Genomic DNA, 16557 nt, shown 5'->3' with positions numbered 1-16557 from the left:
ATGTCGTCTTTCCGACAAGGCAGGGTATGGCGATTGATCTCAAGAGCGACTGGACCGCTGCGGACATCAGCGCGTTGCTCGCGTCCGTCGAAGACGACCGGAGTTGGCGGCTCGAAGTCTCGGCTGACGGGATCGCACGGTTGCACGACATCAGCACCGTGCCGGACGCCGCCTATGAGGACGCGCTGCATTGCTTCTTCGAGATATGGGAGCAGGGAACGGACTTTGTCGGTCCGGGCGCCGCGTCCGACAACAGCCTGTGCCGGAAACTAGAGAGAATCCTTCGAGAAAACTATCCAACGCTCAAGGGAGTGCGGACGCTTTCAGCTCTCTGAGAAATGGGAGGGCGCAGTACGCAAGGCGTGCCCTCCGTGCAACGGGGTCAAGGGATGTCGTCAACGAAAATTGAGGTCTTCGCCGTTTGCGCCGCCGACAGCATCGAACGGGGCGACGCCCGGGCCTTCAGCCTGTCGCGTATCAACGACGCCGGGGAGAGCCGGCCGTTCCCCATTGTCATCGTTCGGACCCACGCCAACGGCTATGTCGGGTATGTCAATTCCTGCCCGCACGAAGGCATCTGGCTGAATTTCGGGGAAGGAAACTTCTTCACGCCGGACCGGACATTCCTGAAATGCGGCAGGCATGGTTCCGTCTTCGAGATCGATACCGGGCTGTGCATCGATGGACCGTGCAAGGACCGGAGCCTGGAGCCGATCGCGCTCGCCGTCGTCGATGGTGACGTCTGCCTCTGCGGCGTTGCGCTGGTCGAGGATGACGGGACGCCCAATCCGTTCGATGAACTCGACGACACCATGGAAATCATGATCCATCCGGATTGACGGAAGCCCGGCAATGCGCGCAATCGGGGGGCTTGTATGACGAGCGATGTGAATCAGGAATGTCGGTTTTTCGTCTCCTACAGCGGTGTGAAGTTGCCGTTCAACCTCGTGAACCCGATCCCGGCTGAGGGACTCTCGCATCGAAATACCTTCATTCGCGCCTATTTCAGCAAGGCCGGAACGTTGAGCGGCTTCGACAAGGTCGTCTATGGCGAGGTTGAATTGTCGCACCGCTACGAATATCACGACAACGGTGTCCTGAGGCGTGCTGAAATCGTGATGCTGGATGAAGAGCCGGCCGAATTGATCTTCGACAATGCGGCGGGTCCCATGAAGGTGGCAGGAATTGCCGGACAGGAAGGCTCATGACGGTCGCTGGCTTGCTGGAAGCGCTGCTGAAGATGCCGAAGGACGCGGTTGTCCTGATGGAGAGCGGTGGCGGGTTGTCGCTTGTTGCCGGACTCGATTTCATCGAGGAGCAAGGGGCGGGCGCGCCGGCTGAAGTGATCCTGCTGCCGAGCATGGACGAATGACGTTGTGGTCGATCTTCGCCGCACGATGCGGCACCCGCGGAGTGAAAGATGTCTGAGGTCGCAACGGGCGTATCGATGTTCGAACGGATCGGTGGGGCGGTCACGATCGATCGGCTGGTGGAAGCGTTTTACGGAAAGATGGATACGCTGCCCGAAGCCAGGACGATCAGGACCATGCATGCGCCGGATCTCGGGTCGGTCAAGAACGTCCTCAAGCGGTATTTGAGCGAATGGACGGGCGGACCGAAGCTCTATTCTCCCGAAAAAGGCCACCCGCGGTTGCGGCAGCGGCACATGGGATTTGCGATCGGCAATGCCGAGCGCGACGCGTGGCTGCTCTGCATGCGGGGCGCGCTCGCGGAGACGGTCGCCGACGATGGCGCGCGGCAAGAGCTCGACGTTGCGCTGACCAAGCTCGCCGACTGGATGCGCAATCAGGCCGGCAATCCCCACGATGCGGGGACCGCGCGTCCCTGAAGCGCACAGCAGGACGGCTGCGGTCACCGTCTCTCGCCGCGATCAGAGCGGCGTTCCGAAAAACTCCTCTTCGGCGCCGCCCCAGGCTTTGTGCAGCGCCAGCGCATTGCGCCACCTGGCGGCTTCGACGTCGTCCGCGCTGCGATGGGTGATCTTGCCGTCGGGGTTGTCGGCGAGCAGATAGGCTTTGCCATTGCGGATGAAGCGATTGAGGTCCTTGGTGTCGGTCGGGCGCACGACGCACCGCGGCGCCTCGTCGATCACAATGGTGGTTGGAAGCATCTCTTTTCTCCTTTCCGTCGTCTCCGATCGCTAAAATCCGTCTTCCCGGCGGCCCCAGGGATGATCGCCCGGAACGAGCGAAGCCTTGATGCCGGCCTTTTCGATATCCGCGACGCTCTTGTAGAACGTGCCCTCGTGCACCAATGTGCCGCCCTTCGTGGTGACGGCCACGTAGCGCGCCACCGGATCGGTCTCGCAAAGATAGCCGCTGCCCGGATCGAGCGTTGAGCGCGCATTGCCGTCCCAGTCGACAAAGAAGCCCGCTGCTATCGACATCGAAAGGCTCTCCTCTTCTTGGTTGTATTTGCCGCGATCGGAATCGTCACCAATACAGCTGCTTCACGCAGATTGCGGATCTCCGGCATCCGAGACGAGCCTGGCCAATCCGTTCTCGATGATTGCAAGACAGGCGAGATAGCGATCGTACTCCGCCTTGCTCACGCGGATCATTTCGGATGAGATGGGCGGCGACGATTGGGATGTCGCCGCTTCAACGGCCTCGAACAGGATTTTCTCGAGCTGGAAGATTCGCTCGCTCGCCCGCTCCAGGTAGGGCAGCGGATTGCTGCGAATGTTAGCCTCGTGCAAGGCGCCCAGCTCCAGCAGCGTCCGCAGGCGTCGAGCCGCCCTGCGCTCCTCACTGCCAAAATCGTGCTCGATGACGCTCATCGCATTCCCTGCACAACGGCTGTCCGCTGATCGACGATCCGGGAGCGGTCGCCGTCGCAGCGATGTGTCAGCGCTTCACTTGGCATTGCCGTCCCATCACGCCATCGGCGGTCCGAGGTCGTCAGCACCCTCTTTCTTTTTCTTCTTCTTCTCGACCTTGGCCTGGGCGTAGGCGCCCGCATTCTTAAGGGCGATCGGGGGCTGCCCCTCGACATATTGGGAAATCCATAACAGCGTTCGCTCCAGCGCTGATTTGGCCGCCTCGTCATGATAGCTGTCCCGGTCGTCACAGTTGAACGCATGCGACGCGCCTGGATAGGAAAACGCGCTGACGTCCGGCCGGTGGGATCGGAACTGGCCGACCTCCTCAAAGGGAATCCGCCGATCGTCTTCGCCGAAGTGCAGCAAGGTCGGCACCTTGCGTTTTTCACGGTAGTCGTCGACGATTCCATCACCGTAATATCCAACGGCACAGGCGACGCCATTGACGCGGTTGGCGGCGAGATAGGCCAGGTATCCGCCCCAACCATACCCGATGACCGTTACCTTGCCCGCGCCTTTGACGGCATCGACCGCCCCCTGAATGTCACCGATCGCACGCTCGGTTCCGACCTGCTGTGTCAGCTCAACTCCCTCGGCAAGGCCGCTATCATCGTAGTCCAGCGTGACGTCCGTTTTCACGGAGTCGAAAAGTGAAGGTGCGATGGCCACATATCCCTTCGCGGCGAATTGGTCCGCGAGTTTTCGGATCTGCGGATTGATGCCGAAGAAATCCTGCACGACGACGACCGCGCCTTTGGGCGTGCCGTCCGGGTCGGCGCGATAGGCGGAAAACTTGTGTCCATCCCCGGCTGTCAGCTCGATCATAGTATCCTCGTTTCTCGGTTCTGTTGCCGTAACAGCGGATTTCAGATCAGGCCTAATTCCAATTGCACGTCCTCCGACATCCGCGACTTGTCCCAGGGCGGATCGAACACAAGGCGGACATCCACGCTGCTGATGCCTTCGACGCCGCTGACAGCCGTCTCGACCCATTTCAGCATTTCGCCGGCCACGGGACAGCCGGGCGCCGTGAGTGTCATGTCGATTTCGACGAAGCCTGTTTGCTTCGGTGCGATACGGTAGATCAATCCGAGATCGTAGATGTTTACCGGAATTTCGGGATCATGCACCGTCCGCAGCGCCGCGATGATGCGCTCGGTCAGGTCGCCTTCGGCCGACTGTCCATCGCCGGCCGCGAGTGTCGGTGAGGCAACATCCATCCCGCGATCATGCGACACGGTCATCGGTACGCCTCCGTCCTGCTACCATCGCGTCATCTCACTCTCTGCAGAATCATTCTCTGCAAGGTCGATGCCACAGGCCGCTTCTCAACCGACGCCCTCGGCGAGCGCCGCGACGACCGGCCACCCGACGGCACCCGTGGGATCGAGGCGGCGTAACGCGGCGAGCATCTGGTTGGCTTGATGCTGCTCGTCCCGCCGCAGATGGATGAAAGCGAGCGCCTTCAACGTGTAGAGCGCAAAACGGCCTGGGCCGTCAGGAATCACAGGCTGCGGCTGCCATTGCCGCCAGTCTGCATTCCAGCCTGCCTGGCTCGCGGCTTCGCTCAGCCCGCTCTCGGCGGCAGCTTTCGCTTCGTCGAGATGGCCTTGGTAGGTATGAATCTTGTACAGGCAAAAATAGATCGGAAGCTGCGCCGGCGCCGCTGCCAGCGCTCGCCGGAACAGACGGTCCGCCTGTGCATGATCCTGACGATAGACCGCGACGCCCTGCTGCAGCAGCGCGTCGATCTCCTCGGGGAGATCTCCAAAATTTATCGTATCGCGTTCTGCCAACAGCTCGGTCATGGGATGCCCGGGGTTATTCGACGCGCCTCGCTAAAGGTTCACTTGACGAGGTGGAGCGCCTGTCCGGATTTTTCGGAAGGCTTTGCCGTGTGAACCGAGATGGCCGTTGCCACGGCGCTGGCGATGATCTGGTCGCGGCTGTCGATGCCGGTCCAGTTTGCCTTGCGTCCGCGGGAATCGATTTCAAGAAGCTTGACGCCCCCGGGTACTTCGGTCCCGTCGCGAACGATCCCTCGCAATATCCCGTCGAAGGGCGCGCGCACCGGTTCATTTCCGAGATGGCCGACGACGTAATCCTTGAAAACACGCGTACCGATCTCGATCGCCGTCTTCCATGGGCCGGAGAATTTCGAACGGACGAAGCGCTCTTCCCAATGGCTTCCAAGGCGGCGCGAAACGCCATTGGGCGGCTCGGCCGCTCCATGCCGGATGATTTGTCCCGCCTTGTCCGGCCGCGTTTCGATGGCGACGTCGCAATTGGCGCCGCCGCAAAAGCCGGGGCCGAGGCCGATCGTCAATCGGGCGAGGCGACGCAAATCGGGAGTGGCGAGATATTTCTGCATCCGTGCGTCGATCAGAATGTCGAGGCTGCGAAGCACGATGAGATCGAGCAGTCCAAGTTCGGTGACGATCACGCCGGGAGCCCGGCCGAGGTTCGTGCGAATTGCCGCACCGGTGTCGGCACGCTGCGCCGCAATGCCGGCAACGCTGACATCATCTTCGAAAAGGGCGTCGTGAAAAGCCATTTTCCGCCGGATCACGGGCGGCAGCGGATCATGCGACAGCACGACGCCGTAGCCTTTGCGACAAAGCAGGACCGCGACGGCCGAGGCAGTCTCGTTGGTGCCGAGGATCACTGCGAATCGATCAAGGGTGTCAAACCGCATGCCTTGAGCTCTCATGGCTGCCTTCAGGTGCCGCACCTGAAGCAAGAGCCGGGCCGGGGAGACCGGGGCAAGAATAGAAGAGATACAAAGCCGCTATAGTCGACCAAGTGACGAATTCCGGCCTGGTATCGCGGACCGGGCGTGTTCAACACGTGGCGACGTGCGTCATGTCTGTAACAGCGCCGGCTTTGGTATGTCGCAAACCCGACATCGCGTAGTCCGCCCGTCTCTTCATAACGTGAAGTTGGATATCTATTCCGGCGCTGTGGTTGCGAAGATGGGAATCCCGGTGCGCCCGTGTGAGTGGTTTGGACTTTGCATGGAATCGATCGTCACAGCAGGAGAGAATACGATGGCAATGGCCGGACCGGACATCGAGCGTTTCATCAAGCAGGCCTTCCCGGATGCGCAGGTCGTCGTCGTCGACCTCGCGGGAGACGGCGATCATTACGGCGCCCGCGTCACTTCCGCGGCCTTCGTGGGCAAGAGCAGGATCCAGCAGCACCAGATGGTCTACGCGGCATTGCAGGGGCAGATGGGGGGAGCTCTCCATGCACTCGCGCTTGAAACTGCGGTGCCAAAATAATGGGTGTCATCGGCATCCGGCGGAACGTGCATAACGAATCATCGAGGAGAAACACATGATGAGTTCAACGGCCGAGCGTATCAAGGATGTGATCGCAAGCAGCGACGTCGTGCTGTTCATGAAGGGTGTCCCGGCCGCGCCGCAGTGCGGGTTTTCGAAATCCGTGGTGCAGATTCTCTCCAGCCTCGCGGTGCCGTTCAAAAGCGTCGACGTGCTTTCCGATCCGCAAATTCGGGAAGGCATCAAGACGTTCTCGAACTGGCCGACGATCCCGCAGCTCTATGTCAAGGGAGAATTCCTGGGCGGGGCTGACATTGTGCGGGAAATGTTTCAGGCCGGCGAGCTCACGGCGTTGCTGAGCGACAAGGGCATTGCGACGGCCAAGCCATGACCGACACGGCTGACATCGCGGACGCATCCAGCTTCGAGCTTCCACAGGTCTACAAGCATCATGTCTTTGCCTGCCATACGCAGCGTCCACCGGGCCATCCGCGCGGAAGCTGCGGCGCGGTCGGGGCTCAGCCGCTGTGGGACCGGCTTGGCAAGTTGATCGAGAAGGAAGGGCTGGCCGAGGTCGGGTTCACGGCCTCGGGCTGCCTCGGCTTCTGCAAGGCGGGTCCGCTGATGGTCATCTATCCCGAAGGCGTCTGGTATCGGCCAGCCAATCCGGAGGATATCGACGAGATCGTCGAACAGCACTTCAAGCAGGGCAGGCGCGTGGATCGCCTGGTCATGGTTCTGACGCGGCGCTGATGCGTTGCCTCGGGTGAAGAAGCTTGAGGCACTCGACGGTCTGTGCAAGGTCAAGCGCCGAGAAACCGTCCGGCGTCTCCAGGGAGGCGTCGGCCCCCCTGGCAAGCAGACGCGCGACGATTGCGGCCTTGCCAGACGAGGCAGCGTACATCAGCGGTGTCGCGCCATCGTGATTTCCATTGTCGATGTCGATCCCGGCTTCGACCAGCATGTCGATCACATCGGGATGCTCGCCGACACAGGCGAACCACAGCGCGTTGTTGCCATCGGCGTTTCGTGCATTTACCCGCCCGCCCGCCGCGATCAGCAGGCGAACGATCTCGCCATCGCCATGGTGGGAGGCCATCATCAGCGGTGTCGTAGCATTGGCGACTACGGCATTGACGTCGGCCGGAGCGAAGTGCTGTGTGACCAGCCATTGCCGCAATTCGGCGTCGATTGCCATGCGATCATCCGCCGGCGGCCCGGCGCGCCAGGCTTCATATCCGCCGTCGAGGCTGTAGACCTCGGAGAAACCGAAATCGGAGAATATCTGCGCATATTCGCGGCTGGCATTGCCGTGATAGCAGTAGATCAGGATCGGCCGAGTTCTGGTTGTTGCGTTAAGAAGAGCGGACAGGTTTTGCGACGAAACGCGCTGCGCGTCGGTGAGATGCGACTTTTCAAAGGCGCCGACGTCGCGGGCGTCGAGCACGAGGAGATCGGCGCGCGAGAGCAGGTTCTCGGCCTTCCGGACATCGATGCGCTGGAACGGGGTACGCGGTCTCATGCCGTTGGGTTCCTCGGTGGTTCCATTCGCCTGCCCGGATAGGCAGGTAAAGTCGAAATTCGGTCGTCCGTCAGGGCGCGTCCGACGGTGAAATGATAGAGCGCCTGAAACTGCGTGCCGGCGATTCCGAGGATCTCGTGAAGGGCGTCGTCGAAATAGCAACCGATGCCGGTGCCGCGGAGCCCGGCGGCTTCGGCCTCCAGATAGAGAACGTGTCCCAGAAGTCCGGCTTCCCAATGCAGTTGCCGATAGCGCCAAGCGCTGGCGCGAACAACGGGTTCGAATTCGCAGAGCATGCTGAGCGCAAAGCAGCTGTCGCTCGCAATTGCCTGGTGGCAGTTCATGGTCCGGGCGACGACGCGGCAATCCGTTCGTAGCAGCCGGACGAAGGGAAGATGCGCCGGCGTCCCGGCTGGCGTCGTCCACTCGAAATCGCGGCGGAGTTGCTCGCGGAGAGCGTGCGCCGCCGCCGGGTGCCGCGGTAACGCATAGACTCCAGGCTCGAGCCCTTCCACCCGATGGACGAAGAAGATCGGATGGACGCGTGGCGCAAAGTTCCAGACGTCCCAAGGGGCGGTCGGCCGATCGAGCAGCGTATCCAGCAGACGATGGAAGACGTCGGCGCTCATTGCGAATTTGCTGTCGAAGCGCTGCGCGCTGCGTCGGCCAAGAATGATTTCGGTGGCGCGCACTCCGGACGTCCGATACAGCGGCGGATGGTCCGGGAAGTCGGATGGCGATCCGGTGCCGCGACCCTGTGTCGCCTCGCTCACCTGCCCGATCACAGGCCAGCGATAGAGCGGGCGTGGATCGAGCAGATTCGCGCGCCCCATCCAATCGCCTTCGCTGCTATCCCTGACGCCACTCGCTCCGTATTCCGCCACCGCGTGGTTCGATGGTGGAGCTTCGATCGCAATCAGAAGCTCAGCATCCTCCGCTTCGGCACCGGAGAAAGCTTCGGTGCGGTCGAGGCCCATCAGTGATGAGAGTTCGGCGCTCCCGATATCCTCGACCAGCGTGGGGCGCCATCCCAGCGCGCCGGCGGCATAGCGGAAAGCGCCGAGGGCATGGCCGACATCGAGCTGACAATAGCGGAAGGCGCGTTCGCCATACTTCCAGGCTTCGCGCCATTGTACCGATGAAAGACCGATCCACAGCCGGGCCGGTGCGTCATCGCGGCGGCCGCTCCGGCAACGCAGTTCGAGGACATGGTCGCGGCTCAGATAATGATGCAGCCCGTCGACCAGGCCCGGCACGTTGCGGGAGATAACGTAGGCTTCAGTGGGATGAAGATTGCCGCTCGATGGATTGCAGCGCAGCGCCCAGCGGTCAGGCCCGTACTCTTTCCAGGCGGAGAGGCCCATGGAAAGCTCCAGCAGCGCGCCGACGGAGTCGATGGTGAGGGCAGCCGGACCGACGCTGGCCGGCGTGCAAGCTTCGGCAAAGCTTGTCGTCAGCCGTTCAGCGCCGAGTGCGAGGTCGGTTCGCGCACAGCCGGCGAATTCGCGGAACGGGTTGGGCTGCGTATCCCAATCGAGCGTTTCCGGACCGGCGGCATAACGCTTGAGACTGTGCTTTGTCCGCGCATGATAGGCGAACACGATTTCTGCGGCGCTCAAGGCCGGTGTTGCCGCGACGTTCATGGCGATGGAGAAGCCGGCTGCGGATGAGGGGCCGGACAGGGTGTCGCTTCCGGCCGGCTGCAGGCTTCGACGTTCTGGCCCAGGGAATTCCCCAGCAAGGAAATGACGGGCTCGCGGTCGAAGCCCGCGCATCGCTGCCCGTCCGCTTCCACGAGCGGGCGCCGGATCAGCAGGGGATCGCTGAGCATCAACGCGATGGCGCTCGCGGCATCAAGTTCTCCAGGTGCGATCTCGCCGGACTTGATGCGCGGCGCCGCCGGATTGAACCACGTGGCCACCGGCGTCGACCCGAAGAATCCGCGCAATGCTTCGGCGGACCATGGTTCTGCGAGCAGGCTTTTGGCGATGACGGTGTGGCCCGCGGCCTCGAGCATCCGCTTTTGGCGGGCATTCGTCGCACACCCGGGCTTCTCGTAGAACAGGATCGTCGCCACGACAGCTGAACCTATGCGAGAAGGCTGAGTTGGACCAACGGTGCGGCGCCGTCCCGGCCAAGGATGGTATCGACCTTCTTGCGAACCGCCTCCAGCGTGAGCGGCTTGACCAGGGCGCCGTGCGCGCCGGCCTTCAAGCCGTCCACGGCGGTGGCTTCCTGGGACTTGTCGCAGACAATGAGAATGCGCACGCCCTGGAATCTTGTCAGTAATTCGCCGATCAGCGCGGCGCCCCTCTGCTGCAGGAAGGAGACGCCGAGCAGCACGACATCGGGCTTGAGCCAGCCGATGCCTTTTTCATAAGCCTCTTCCGGACTCGCCAGTTCGTGGGTCTCGATTTCGTCATGCAGCATGAACTGCAACGCGGCGCGCGTGATCTCGTCCTCGTCGATGACGAACACCCGCCGCTGGTCAACCGCCTTCGATGTTTCAACGCCGATCTGCATTCTAGCCTCCTGTGGATTGCAAGCCATGTCTCGCCGTGCGGCCCGACAGGACTGCTAGCAATTTCCATTCCGCAGGATCTGCGTGAGAGTTTGCGCGGACAGCACCGGCATATGGAGCGAAGGCGAAGCCGCCGGGCGTGCGGGCAGCTTTCATTCTTGTCCGATTTCGAACAGGCGCCTTACAGCCGGGGCGTCGCTGTCAGGTTCAAAACATCGTGCTGTTCTCCGCAAGTCGCGTGTTTTGGAAGCTGAATCATCCACTTAGTCGAGTGGCACGGCGGTTGCTATTGAGTGGACGGAACAAGGAGTGAGGGCTGAGTGCACGCAGACGCCTGACGAGCGATGCGCTCCTTCCCGTAACCCATGTGCCCGGTTCGGTAACAGAAGCGAGTCCGGCGTGGACGCACGGATTCATTGTCAATCGGTTCATGGAGAACAAAATGGCTGCACTACGACAGATCGCGTTTTACGGCAAAGGCGGCATCGGCAAGTCGACGACCTCGCAGAATACGCTCGCGGCGCTGGCCGAGATGGGTCACAAGATCCTGATCGTCGGCTGCGATCCCAAGGCGGACTCGACCCGCCTGATCCTGCACGCCAAGGCGCAGGACACGATCCTCAGCCTGGCGGCGGCCGCCGGCAGCGTCGAAGACCTCGAGATCGAAGAGGTCATGAAGGTCGGCTATCGCGACATCCGCTGCGTGGAGTCCGGCGGTCCGGAGCCGGGCGTCGGCTGCGCCGGCCGCGGCGTCATCACCTCGATCAATTTCCTCGAGGAAAACGGCGCCTATGAAGACATCGACTACGTCTCCTACGACGTGCTCGGCGACGTCGTCTGCGGCGGCTTTGCGATGCCGATCCGCGAGAACAAGGCGCAGGAAATCTACATCGTGATGTCGGGTGAGATGATGGCGATGTACGCCGCCAACAACATCTCCAAGGGCATTCTGAAATACGCCAATTCCGGCGGCGTGCGCCTCGGCGGCCTGGTCTGCAACGAGCGCCAGACCGACAAGGAACTCGAGCTGGCCGAAGCCATGGCCAAGAAGCTCGGCACCCAGCTGATCTACTTCGTGCCGCGCGACAACATCGTGCAGCACGCCGAGCTGCGCCGCATGACGGTGCTGGAATACGCGCCGGATTCGGTGCAGGCCGGTCACTACCGCAGCCTCGCCGAGAAGATCCACAACAATGGCGGCAAAGGCATCATCCCGACGCCGATCACCATGGACGAACTCGAAGACATGCTGATGGAGCACGGCATCATGAAGCCGGTCGACGAGGCCATCGTCGGCAAGACCGCCGCCGAACTCGCCGCCGAAGCGGCGATCGCCGCGGCCTGAGGCTCTTCGTTCGACACGACCCGGCCCCTCCGCGGAGGGGCCGGGTTCTACCAACCGCATCCGCTTCAATGAGATGCGATCGGAATTCGCGCACGGGCGGTGACACGCAGGAAAGCAAGGGCAGGACCATCGGCTTTGGAGCGGCCAGTGTTAGCAGCGCCACCGTTTGAACCGACGATCGACGCGCCACCGGCGTTTCCCGCACCGGAGCAGGTGAATGCGCCGCGTGACCGACAATGCGAGGTCGGCGTTGCGGCCTACCGGATACTGACAGGTTGTCATCCGGCAGACGCCGTCATCGACGATGATTTCAGTTTCGACCGGCATGTGCTGGCCTCGATCCTGGCGGTAGCCGCGATGGAGAATGGTGCAATCGCCGAGCGAACCGGGCTCACGGCGGCGGATCTTGCCAGTCTGATGGCGCACTGGTTTCCGGCAGCCTGTGGCCTTGGGCTGGCGGGAAGGGATGCCCACGGGGCGGAAGATGACGAGACCGCGATGGTGCGCGATCTTCTGCTGGCGCACCGCTCGACCGAAAGCGAGACCAGCCGCTGGCTTGCCGGGATGATCGCCCGACGCGCGATGGAGCCGAACCATCTTTGGGAAGATCTCGGCCTGCGCGAACGCCCCGAATTGACCCGCCTGCTGTTCCGGCACTTCGCTCCTATTGCCACCAAGAACACGCAGAACATGAAATGGAAGCGGTTCTTTTACCGGGCGCTCTGCGAGTCCGACGGCTTCGTGATGTGTACGACCCCGGTTTGCACCGAATGCAAAGACTTTGATCTCTGCTTCGGCGACGAGAGCGGCGAGAGCCGGATGGCGGGCCGGCGTCGTGAGGTCATGCTGGCCAGTTCGTTTGAAGCTGCGCCTCCCGCCTGGCCAGCGGAGCAGCACGCATGGATATGACGACAAAAGCGCCACGGATCGACAATCGGCCGCAACCATTTGTCGACGCAGGGAGGCAAGTTCGGCCCAAACCCGCGATGGAAGCCAGCGAACACGACTGTGTCGGTTTATTCCGCGGGGCCGGCCTGCGGCCGACGCGCCAGCGTATGATGTTGGGTGCCATTCTGTTTGGCAAAGGTGGGCGCCACATCACCGCTGAGATGCTTCACGCCGAAGCGGTCGAGGCTGATCTGCAGGTATCGATGGCAACGGTATACAACAACTTGAAGCAGCTCACCGGCGTCGGACTGCTGCGTCAGATCGGTGTCGACGGATCGAAATCATTTTTCGATACCAACCCGACGACCCATCACCACTTTTACGTCGATCACGAAGACAGGCTGCTCGACGTGCCGGAGCCGGGTGTCGAGATCGAGCAGCTGCCGCAGCCGCTGCCGGGCTACGAGATTTCGAGGGTCGACGTCGTTGTCCATCTGCGCCGAAAGCAGGTTTGAAAATCCTGATCGCGCGTCGCATTTGCGACGCTGTCGGGATCGCGACAATCCGCAAAACCAAAGAAAGCTTCATAATTACAATAAGCTACGCGAGGGGCGGCCGCTGGCACGACGGTTGCTCTTACCCGTATGCGAGGGGAAACGTCGGCGACGATCGTCATCCTCCGATGATGCCACCATCGTGGTGAGGGTCCAATGATCGATCAGCCGCCGCCGCTCCCGCCAATCGTACTCAATGACACGACGCTCCGCGACGGCGAGCAGGCGCCCGGCGTGGCGTTCACGACCGGAGAAAAGGTTGCGATCGCACGCGCGCTGGCCCGCGCCGGTGTCCCGGAACTGGAGGCCGGCACGCCGGCGATGGGACGCGAGGAGATCGCCGCGATCCGCGCCATTGTCGAGGCTGAGCTGCCGCTGACGACCATCGCCTGGTGCCGGATGCGGACCGAGGACGTCGATGCCGCCATCGAAGCGGGGGTGTCGATGGTCAATGTCTCCGTGCCGGTTTCCGACGTGCAGATCGCGGCCAAGCTCGGCGGCAAGCGCTCCAATGCGATTGACATGGTCAAGCGCGTCGTCGGCTACGCCCGCGGCAGGGGCTTGGCCGTCGCCGTCGGTGGCGAGGATTCGTCGCGCGCGGATGTCGATTTCCTGATCGAGATCATCGCCGCCGCAAAGGCGGCCGGTGCGCGGCGGTTTCGCATTGCCGACACGCTGAGTGTGTTCGATCCGGAGGCCAGCCGCCATTTGATCGCGGCCTTGCGCGCGACCACCGATCTCGAGCTCGAGTTTCACGGCCATGACGATCTCGGACTCGCCACCGCCAATACGCTGGCCGCCATCAAGGCCGGCGCCACGCATGCTTCCGTCACCGTGATCGGGCTTGGCGAGCGTGCCGGCAATGCGCCGCTCGAGGAGGTCGCCGTCGCGCTCAGGCAGTTATACGGTCGGGACACCGGGGTCGTCCTGTCCGAACTGGGCAATGTCGCGAGCGTGGTCGCTGCGGCCGCGGCGCGAACCATTCCTCTCAACAAGGCCATCGTCGGCGAGCATGTCTTTACCCATGAGTCCGGCATCCATGTCGATGGATTGCTCAAGGACCATCGCACCTACCAATCGCTCGATCCGCGGCTGTTCGGCCGATCCAACCGCATCGTGATCGGCAAGCACTCCGGTCTGTCGGCCATCAGCTCGCTGCTGTCGGATCTGCACTTGCCGGCGAGTTCCGACGAGTTGCGCGGCATTCTCGCGCGTGTGCGCGAGCACGCCGTCCGCAACAAGGGTCCCGTCGCGCGCGAAACCGTCAAGCTGATCTGGCGCGAGGTATGCGACGGGGGACTTCCCAATTGTGCATGAGGCCACCCATGTCCGATGCCATTGACACGCGTGCTGGCGATGCTGTGGCCATTACGAGGCCTCGCCGTCCGTCGCTGCTGCAACTGATCAGGGAAGATATCGGCTGCGTGCGCCTGCGTGATCCGGCTGCCCGCAGCGAGCTGGAAACCCTGCTGACCTATCCCGGTGTCCACGCCCTGATCTGGTATCGCATTGCGCATCGTCTATGGGGCGCCGGCTGGAGATTTCCGGCGCGGCTGCTGTCCTGGCTGGGCCGTTTCCTCTCCAATGTCGACATCCATCCAGCCGCCACCATAGGCCATCGGTTCTTCATCGATCATGGGGCTTGCGTCGTCATCGGCGAGACCGCCGAGGTCGGCAATGACGTCACGCTGTATCACGGCGTGACGCTTGGCGGCACATCGTGGTCGCCGGGCAAGCGCCACCCCAGCCTGGAGGATGGCGTCGTCGTCGGTGCCGGCGCCAAGATACTTGGACCGATCACCGTGGGGCGGGGAACGCGGGTCGGCGCCAATTCGGTCGTGATCGAGAGCACGCCGCCGGAAGTCACCGTGGTCGGCATTCCGGCCAGGGTGGTGCGGCCGGAACTCAGCCACCGGCGCTCGGTCGGTCGTATCGATCTTGATCACCATTTGATGCCGGACCCGGTCGGAGAGGCGATCTCCATCCTGCTGGATCGCGTTGAATTCCTTGAGGCACGGCTTGCATATGTCCAGAAGCGCCAGCGCGATGGCAACGCACCCATGCAGGCGCAGACGCACCCAACCCCGGCCCCTCGTGCCGTGGAGCAGGCTTGAAGGAGAACGACATGAGTGAAGCAGCCGTCGGCGTGCTCGAGCAACTGAACAAGGCGTCTTCGGCCGAAGACTTCTTCGCGTTGCTCGGCGTTGAATATGACCCCAAGCATGTCAACGTGGTGCGGCTGCACATTCTAAGGCGCATGGGGCAATATCTGGTGAGTGAGGATTTCACCGGGCAGCCGGATGCGGTCGTGGCCGAACGCTGCAAGGCCGTGCTCGAGCAGGCCTATGCCGATTTCCTCGCGTCGTCGCCGCTGGACCAGCGCGTGTTCAAGGTCCTGAAGGATGCGGTGGCGCCGCCGAAGCCTCCCGTGTTCGTGCCTCTCACCACGCTCAAGTAATTCTGCCGCAGGTTCGGGTTGGATCGGCGAGCTTGCCGCGCCGGCGCGCGGCGGCGAACTGCTTTGCCGTTCGTTCCGCCTTGTCTGGTCGCATAGTGCTGTCGTGTTTGCGACGTGTCGGAATTGTCCTTGTCAGCGATCGCAGAATGGCTTTCGGCCGCGAATGCGCCCCGTTTCCCCAACTCATTGTCTTAGCGTCGATATTTTGCTGCGGCCGGGATTGGTACGGCCCTTGCTATTTGCTTGTCGAAGCCATCAGGCAGGCTCGGAGCAACCGCAATGCACATCGTCGTCTGCATCAAGCAGGTTCCGGATTCAGCGCAGATCCGGGTTCATCCGGTGACCAACACGATCATGCGCCAGGGGGTGCCGACCATCATCAACCCCTACGATCTGTTCGCGCTCGAAGCAGCCCTCGAACTGCGCGACAAGTTCGGCGGCGAGGTTACCGTGCTGACGATGGGGCCGCCCTCGGCGGAGGACAGTCTGCGCAAGGCGCTGACGTTCGGAGCCGATCGTGCCGTGCTGCTGACCGATCGCTTCTTCGCCGGCGCCGACACGCTGGCGACGACCTATGCGCTCGCCACCGCCATCCGCAAGATCGGCGAGACCTACGGCACGCCGGACATCATCTTCACGGGCAAGCAGACGATTGATGGCGATACCGCCCAGGTGGGTCCCGGCATCGCCAAGCGCCTCGACCTTCTGCAGCTGACTTACGTCGCCAAGATCGGCGCGCTCGATCTGGACGCGCGCACCATCGAGGCCGAACGGCGGTCGGAGGGCGGCGTACAGATCCTGCGCACCCGGCTGCCCTGCCTGATCACCATGCTGGAGGCGACCAACGAGATCCGGCGCGGGGCAATGAAAGATGCGTTGCGGGCCGCGCGCGCCACCATCGTCAAATGGAGCGCGCAGGATGCGGGCGTCGAAGACATCGCGAAGTGCGGGCTGCGGGGCTCACCGACCATCGTGAAGAAGGTGTTCGCTCCGCCGCCGCGCGCCGAGAAGGCGGCGCTGATTGACGTCGGTAGCCGGCCGCCCGCCGAGGCACTGATCGAAGAGATATTCAAGCGGCAGCCCAAGCTCGAAGCCGAGCTCGTTACGCTGGCGCGCGGATTCTAACGGATTGATACGGGAGCCGAG

The 16557-nt window shown here is 62.6% G+C and carries 26 protein-coding genes; 15 read left to right on the top strand and 11 right to left on the bottom strand.

Going from position 1 to position 16557, the window contains the following annotated elements; genetic code table 11:
• Positions 1-26 precede the first annotated feature (26 nt).
• The 5 genes from QUH67_RS34405 to QUH67_RS34385 are packed head-to-tail and all read left to right on the top strand — an operon-like array spanning position 27 to position 1849.
• Positions 27-335 carry a hypothetical protein gene (locus tag QUH67_RS34405; RefSeq protein ID WP_300944508.1) on the top strand — a complete coding sequence of 103 codons (309 nt, stop codon included), beginning with the start codon at positions 27-29 and terminating at the stop codon, positions 333-335.
• 54 nt (positions 336-389) lie between these two features.
• On the top strand, positions 390-839 hold the full coding sequence (locus QUH67_RS34400) for a Rieske (2Fe-2S) protein (RefSeq protein ID WP_300944506.1): 450 nt from the start codon (positions 390-392) through the stop codon (positions 837-839).
• Between the two features lie 36 nt (positions 840-875).
• A complete protein-coding gene (locus QUH67_RS34395; protein WP_300944504.1) occupies positions 876-1208 on the top strand; it encodes a DUF6156 family protein in 333 nt (110 codons plus the stop codon).
• Positions 1205-1372, top strand: a complete 168-nt coding sequence (locus QUH67_RS34390) for a hypothetical protein (RefSeq protein ID WP_212422978.1) — start codon at positions 1205-1207, stop codon at positions 1370-1372. The genes QUH67_RS34395 and QUH67_RS34390 overlap by 4 nt, the downstream gene beginning before the upstream one ends.
• 48 nt (positions 1373-1420) lie before the next feature.
• Positions 1421-1849, top strand: a complete 429-nt coding sequence (locus QUH67_RS34385; protein ID WP_300944501.1) for a group II truncated hemoglobin — start codon at positions 1421-1423, stop codon at positions 1847-1849.
• A gap of 42 nt (positions 1850-1891) precedes the next feature.
• Here the strand turns inward: QUH67_RS34385 and QUH67_RS34380 are convergent, their stop codons facing one another.
• The 7 genes from QUH67_RS34380 to QUH67_RS34350 all read right to left on the bottom strand — a co-directional run bounded on the left by QUH67_RS34380 (position 1892) and on the right by QUH67_RS34350 (position 5537).
• A complete protein-coding gene (locus QUH67_RS34380) occupies positions 1892-2131 on the bottom strand; it encodes a hypothetical protein (RefSeq protein WP_300944499.1) in 240 nt (79 codons plus the stop codon).
• A 30-nt stretch (positions 2132-2161) separates the two neighbouring features.
• Positions 2162-2407, bottom strand: coding sequence for a hypothetical protein (locus QUH67_RS34375; RefSeq protein ID WP_300944497.1), 246 nt, complete (start codon positions 2405-2407; stop codon positions 2162-2164).
• Between the two features lie 63 nt (positions 2408-2470).
• The gene (locus QUH67_RS34370; protein WP_300944495.1) at positions 2471-2800 is read right to left on the bottom strand and encodes a hypothetical protein; all 330 of its coding nucleotides are present in this window, start codon (positions 2798-2800) and stop codon (positions 2471-2473) included.
• A gap of 96 nt (positions 2801-2896) precedes the next feature.
• Positions 2897-3667: a dienelactone hydrolase family protein gene (locus QUH67_RS34365; protein WP_300944493.1), complete on the bottom strand. Its 771-nt coding sequence runs from the start codon at positions 3665-3667 to the stop codon at positions 2897-2899.
• A 41-nt stretch (positions 3668-3708) separates the two neighbouring features.
• Positions 3709-4062 carry a DUF59 domain-containing protein gene (locus QUH67_RS34360; RefSeq protein WP_300948279.1) on the bottom strand — a complete coding sequence of 118 codons (354 nt, stop codon included), beginning with the start codon at positions 4060-4062 and terminating at the stop codon, positions 3709-3711.
• Positions 4063-4170: 108 nt separating this feature from the next.
• Positions 4171-4650 carry a hypothetical protein gene (locus tag QUH67_RS34355; protein ID WP_300944491.1) on the bottom strand — a complete coding sequence of 160 codons (480 nt, stop codon included), beginning with the start codon at positions 4648-4650 and terminating at the stop codon, positions 4171-4173.
• Between the two features lie 38 nt (positions 4651-4688).
• Positions 4689-5537: a xanthine dehydrogenase gene (locus tag QUH67_RS34350; protein WP_300944489.1), complete on the bottom strand. Its 849-nt coding sequence runs from the start codon at positions 5535-5537 to the stop codon at positions 4689-4691.
• A 352-nt stretch (positions 5538-5889) separates the two neighbouring features.
• On the opposite strand from QUH67_RS34350, the gene QUH67_RS34345 reads away from it, so the two are divergent.
• The 3 genes from QUH67_RS34345 to QUH67_RS34335 are packed head-to-tail and all read left to right on the top strand — an operon-like array spanning position 5890 to position 6876.
• Positions 5890-6123, top strand: coding sequence for a BolA family transcriptional regulator (locus QUH67_RS34345; protein WP_300948278.1), 234 nt, complete (start codon positions 5890-5892; stop codon positions 6121-6123).
• A gap of 55 nt (positions 6124-6178) precedes the next feature.
• Entirely contained in the window at positions 6179-6514 is a 336-nt protein-coding gene (gene grxD, locus QUH67_RS34340; protein WP_407080385.1) for a Grx4 family monothiol glutaredoxin, read from the top strand.
• A complete protein-coding gene (locus QUH67_RS34335) occupies positions 6511-6876 on the top strand; it encodes a (2Fe-2S) ferredoxin domain-containing protein (RefSeq protein ID WP_300944487.1) in 366 nt (121 codons plus the stop codon). The genes grxD and QUH67_RS34335 overlap by 4 nt, the downstream gene beginning before the upstream one ends.
• Here QUH67_RS34335 and QUH67_RS34330 read toward each other — a convergent pair.
• The 4 genes from QUH67_RS34330 to QUH67_RS34315 form a co-directional block, all read right to left on the bottom strand.
• Positions 6854-7570, bottom strand: a complete 717-nt coding sequence (locus QUH67_RS34330) for an ankyrin repeat domain-containing protein (protein ID WP_300944485.1) — start codon at positions 7568-7570, stop codon at positions 6854-6856. The genes QUH67_RS34335 and QUH67_RS34330 overlap by 23 nt on opposite strands.
• A gap of 71 nt (positions 7571-7641) precedes the next feature.
• Positions 7642-9288, bottom strand: a complete 1647-nt coding sequence (locus tag QUH67_RS34325) for a nitroreductase family protein (RefSeq protein WP_300944484.1) — start codon at positions 9286-9288, stop codon at positions 7642-7644.
• Entirely contained in the window at positions 9285-9722 is a 438-nt protein-coding gene (locus tag QUH67_RS34320) for an ArsC/Spx/MgsR family protein (RefSeq protein ID WP_300944483.1), read from the bottom strand. The genes QUH67_RS34325 and QUH67_RS34320 overlap by 4 nt, the downstream gene beginning before the upstream one ends.
• Positions 9723-9733: 11 nt before the next feature.
• Positions 9734-10168 (bottom strand): response regulator, encoded by a 435-nt coding sequence (locus QUH67_RS34315; RefSeq protein ID WP_300944482.1) that lies wholly within the window; start codon positions 10166-10168, stop codon positions 9734-9736.
• 440 nt (positions 10169-10608) lie between these two features.
• Between QUH67_RS34315 and nifH the strand changes: the two genes are divergently transcribed.
• From nifH to QUH67_RS34280, 7 genes are all read left to right on the top strand, one after another.
• Entirely contained in the window at positions 10609-11511 is a 903-nt protein-coding gene (nifH, locus tag QUH67_RS34310) for a nitrogenase iron protein (protein WP_212422966.1), read from the top strand.
• Positions 11512-11724: 213 nt separating this feature from the next.
• The gene (locus tag QUH67_RS34305; RefSeq protein ID WP_300948276.1) at positions 11725-12420 is read left to right on the top strand and encodes a nitrogen fixation protein NifQ; all 696 of its coding nucleotides are present in this window, start codon (positions 11725-11727) and stop codon (positions 12418-12420) included.
• On the top strand, positions 12411-12914 hold the full coding sequence (irr, locus tag QUH67_RS34300) for a Fur family transcriptional regulator Irr (protein ID WP_300944476.1): 504 nt from the start codon (positions 12411-12413) through the stop codon (positions 12912-12914). The genes QUH67_RS34305 and irr overlap by 10 nt, the downstream gene beginning before the upstream one ends.
• Before the next feature lie 195 nt (positions 12915-13109).
• A complete protein-coding gene (gene nifV, locus QUH67_RS34295) occupies positions 13110-14270 on the top strand; it encodes a homocitrate synthase (protein WP_300944474.1) in 1161 nt (386 codons plus the stop codon).
• A gap of 8 nt (positions 14271-14278) precedes the next feature.
• Complete coding sequence (cysE, locus tag QUH67_RS34290) at positions 14279-15067, top strand: serine O-acetyltransferase (RefSeq protein WP_300944472.1); 789 nt, start codon at positions 14279-14281, stop codon at positions 15065-15067.
• An 11-nt stretch (positions 15068-15078) separates the two neighbouring features.
• Positions 15079-15411, top strand: a complete 333-nt coding sequence (gene nifW / locus QUH67_RS34285; protein ID WP_300944470.1) for a nitrogenase stabilizing/protective protein NifW — start codon at positions 15079-15081, stop codon at positions 15409-15411.
• Positions 15412-15690: 279 nt separating this feature from the next.
• Positions 15691-16536, top strand: coding sequence for an electron transfer flavoprotein subunit beta/FixA family protein (locus QUH67_RS34280; protein WP_300944469.1), 846 nt, complete (start codon positions 15691-15693; stop codon positions 16534-16536).
• The last annotated feature ends 21 nt before the right edge of the window (positions 16537-16557 follow it).

Source organism: Bradyrhizobium roseum, assembly GCF_030413175.1.
In the GTDB taxonomy this organism is placed as follows: Bacteria; Pseudomonadota; Alphaproteobacteria; order Rhizobiales; family Xanthobacteraceae; genus Bradyrhizobium; species Bradyrhizobium roseum.
Note: the sequence above shows the minus strand (reverse complement) of the source record. Positions and strands in the feature narration are given on the sequence as shown.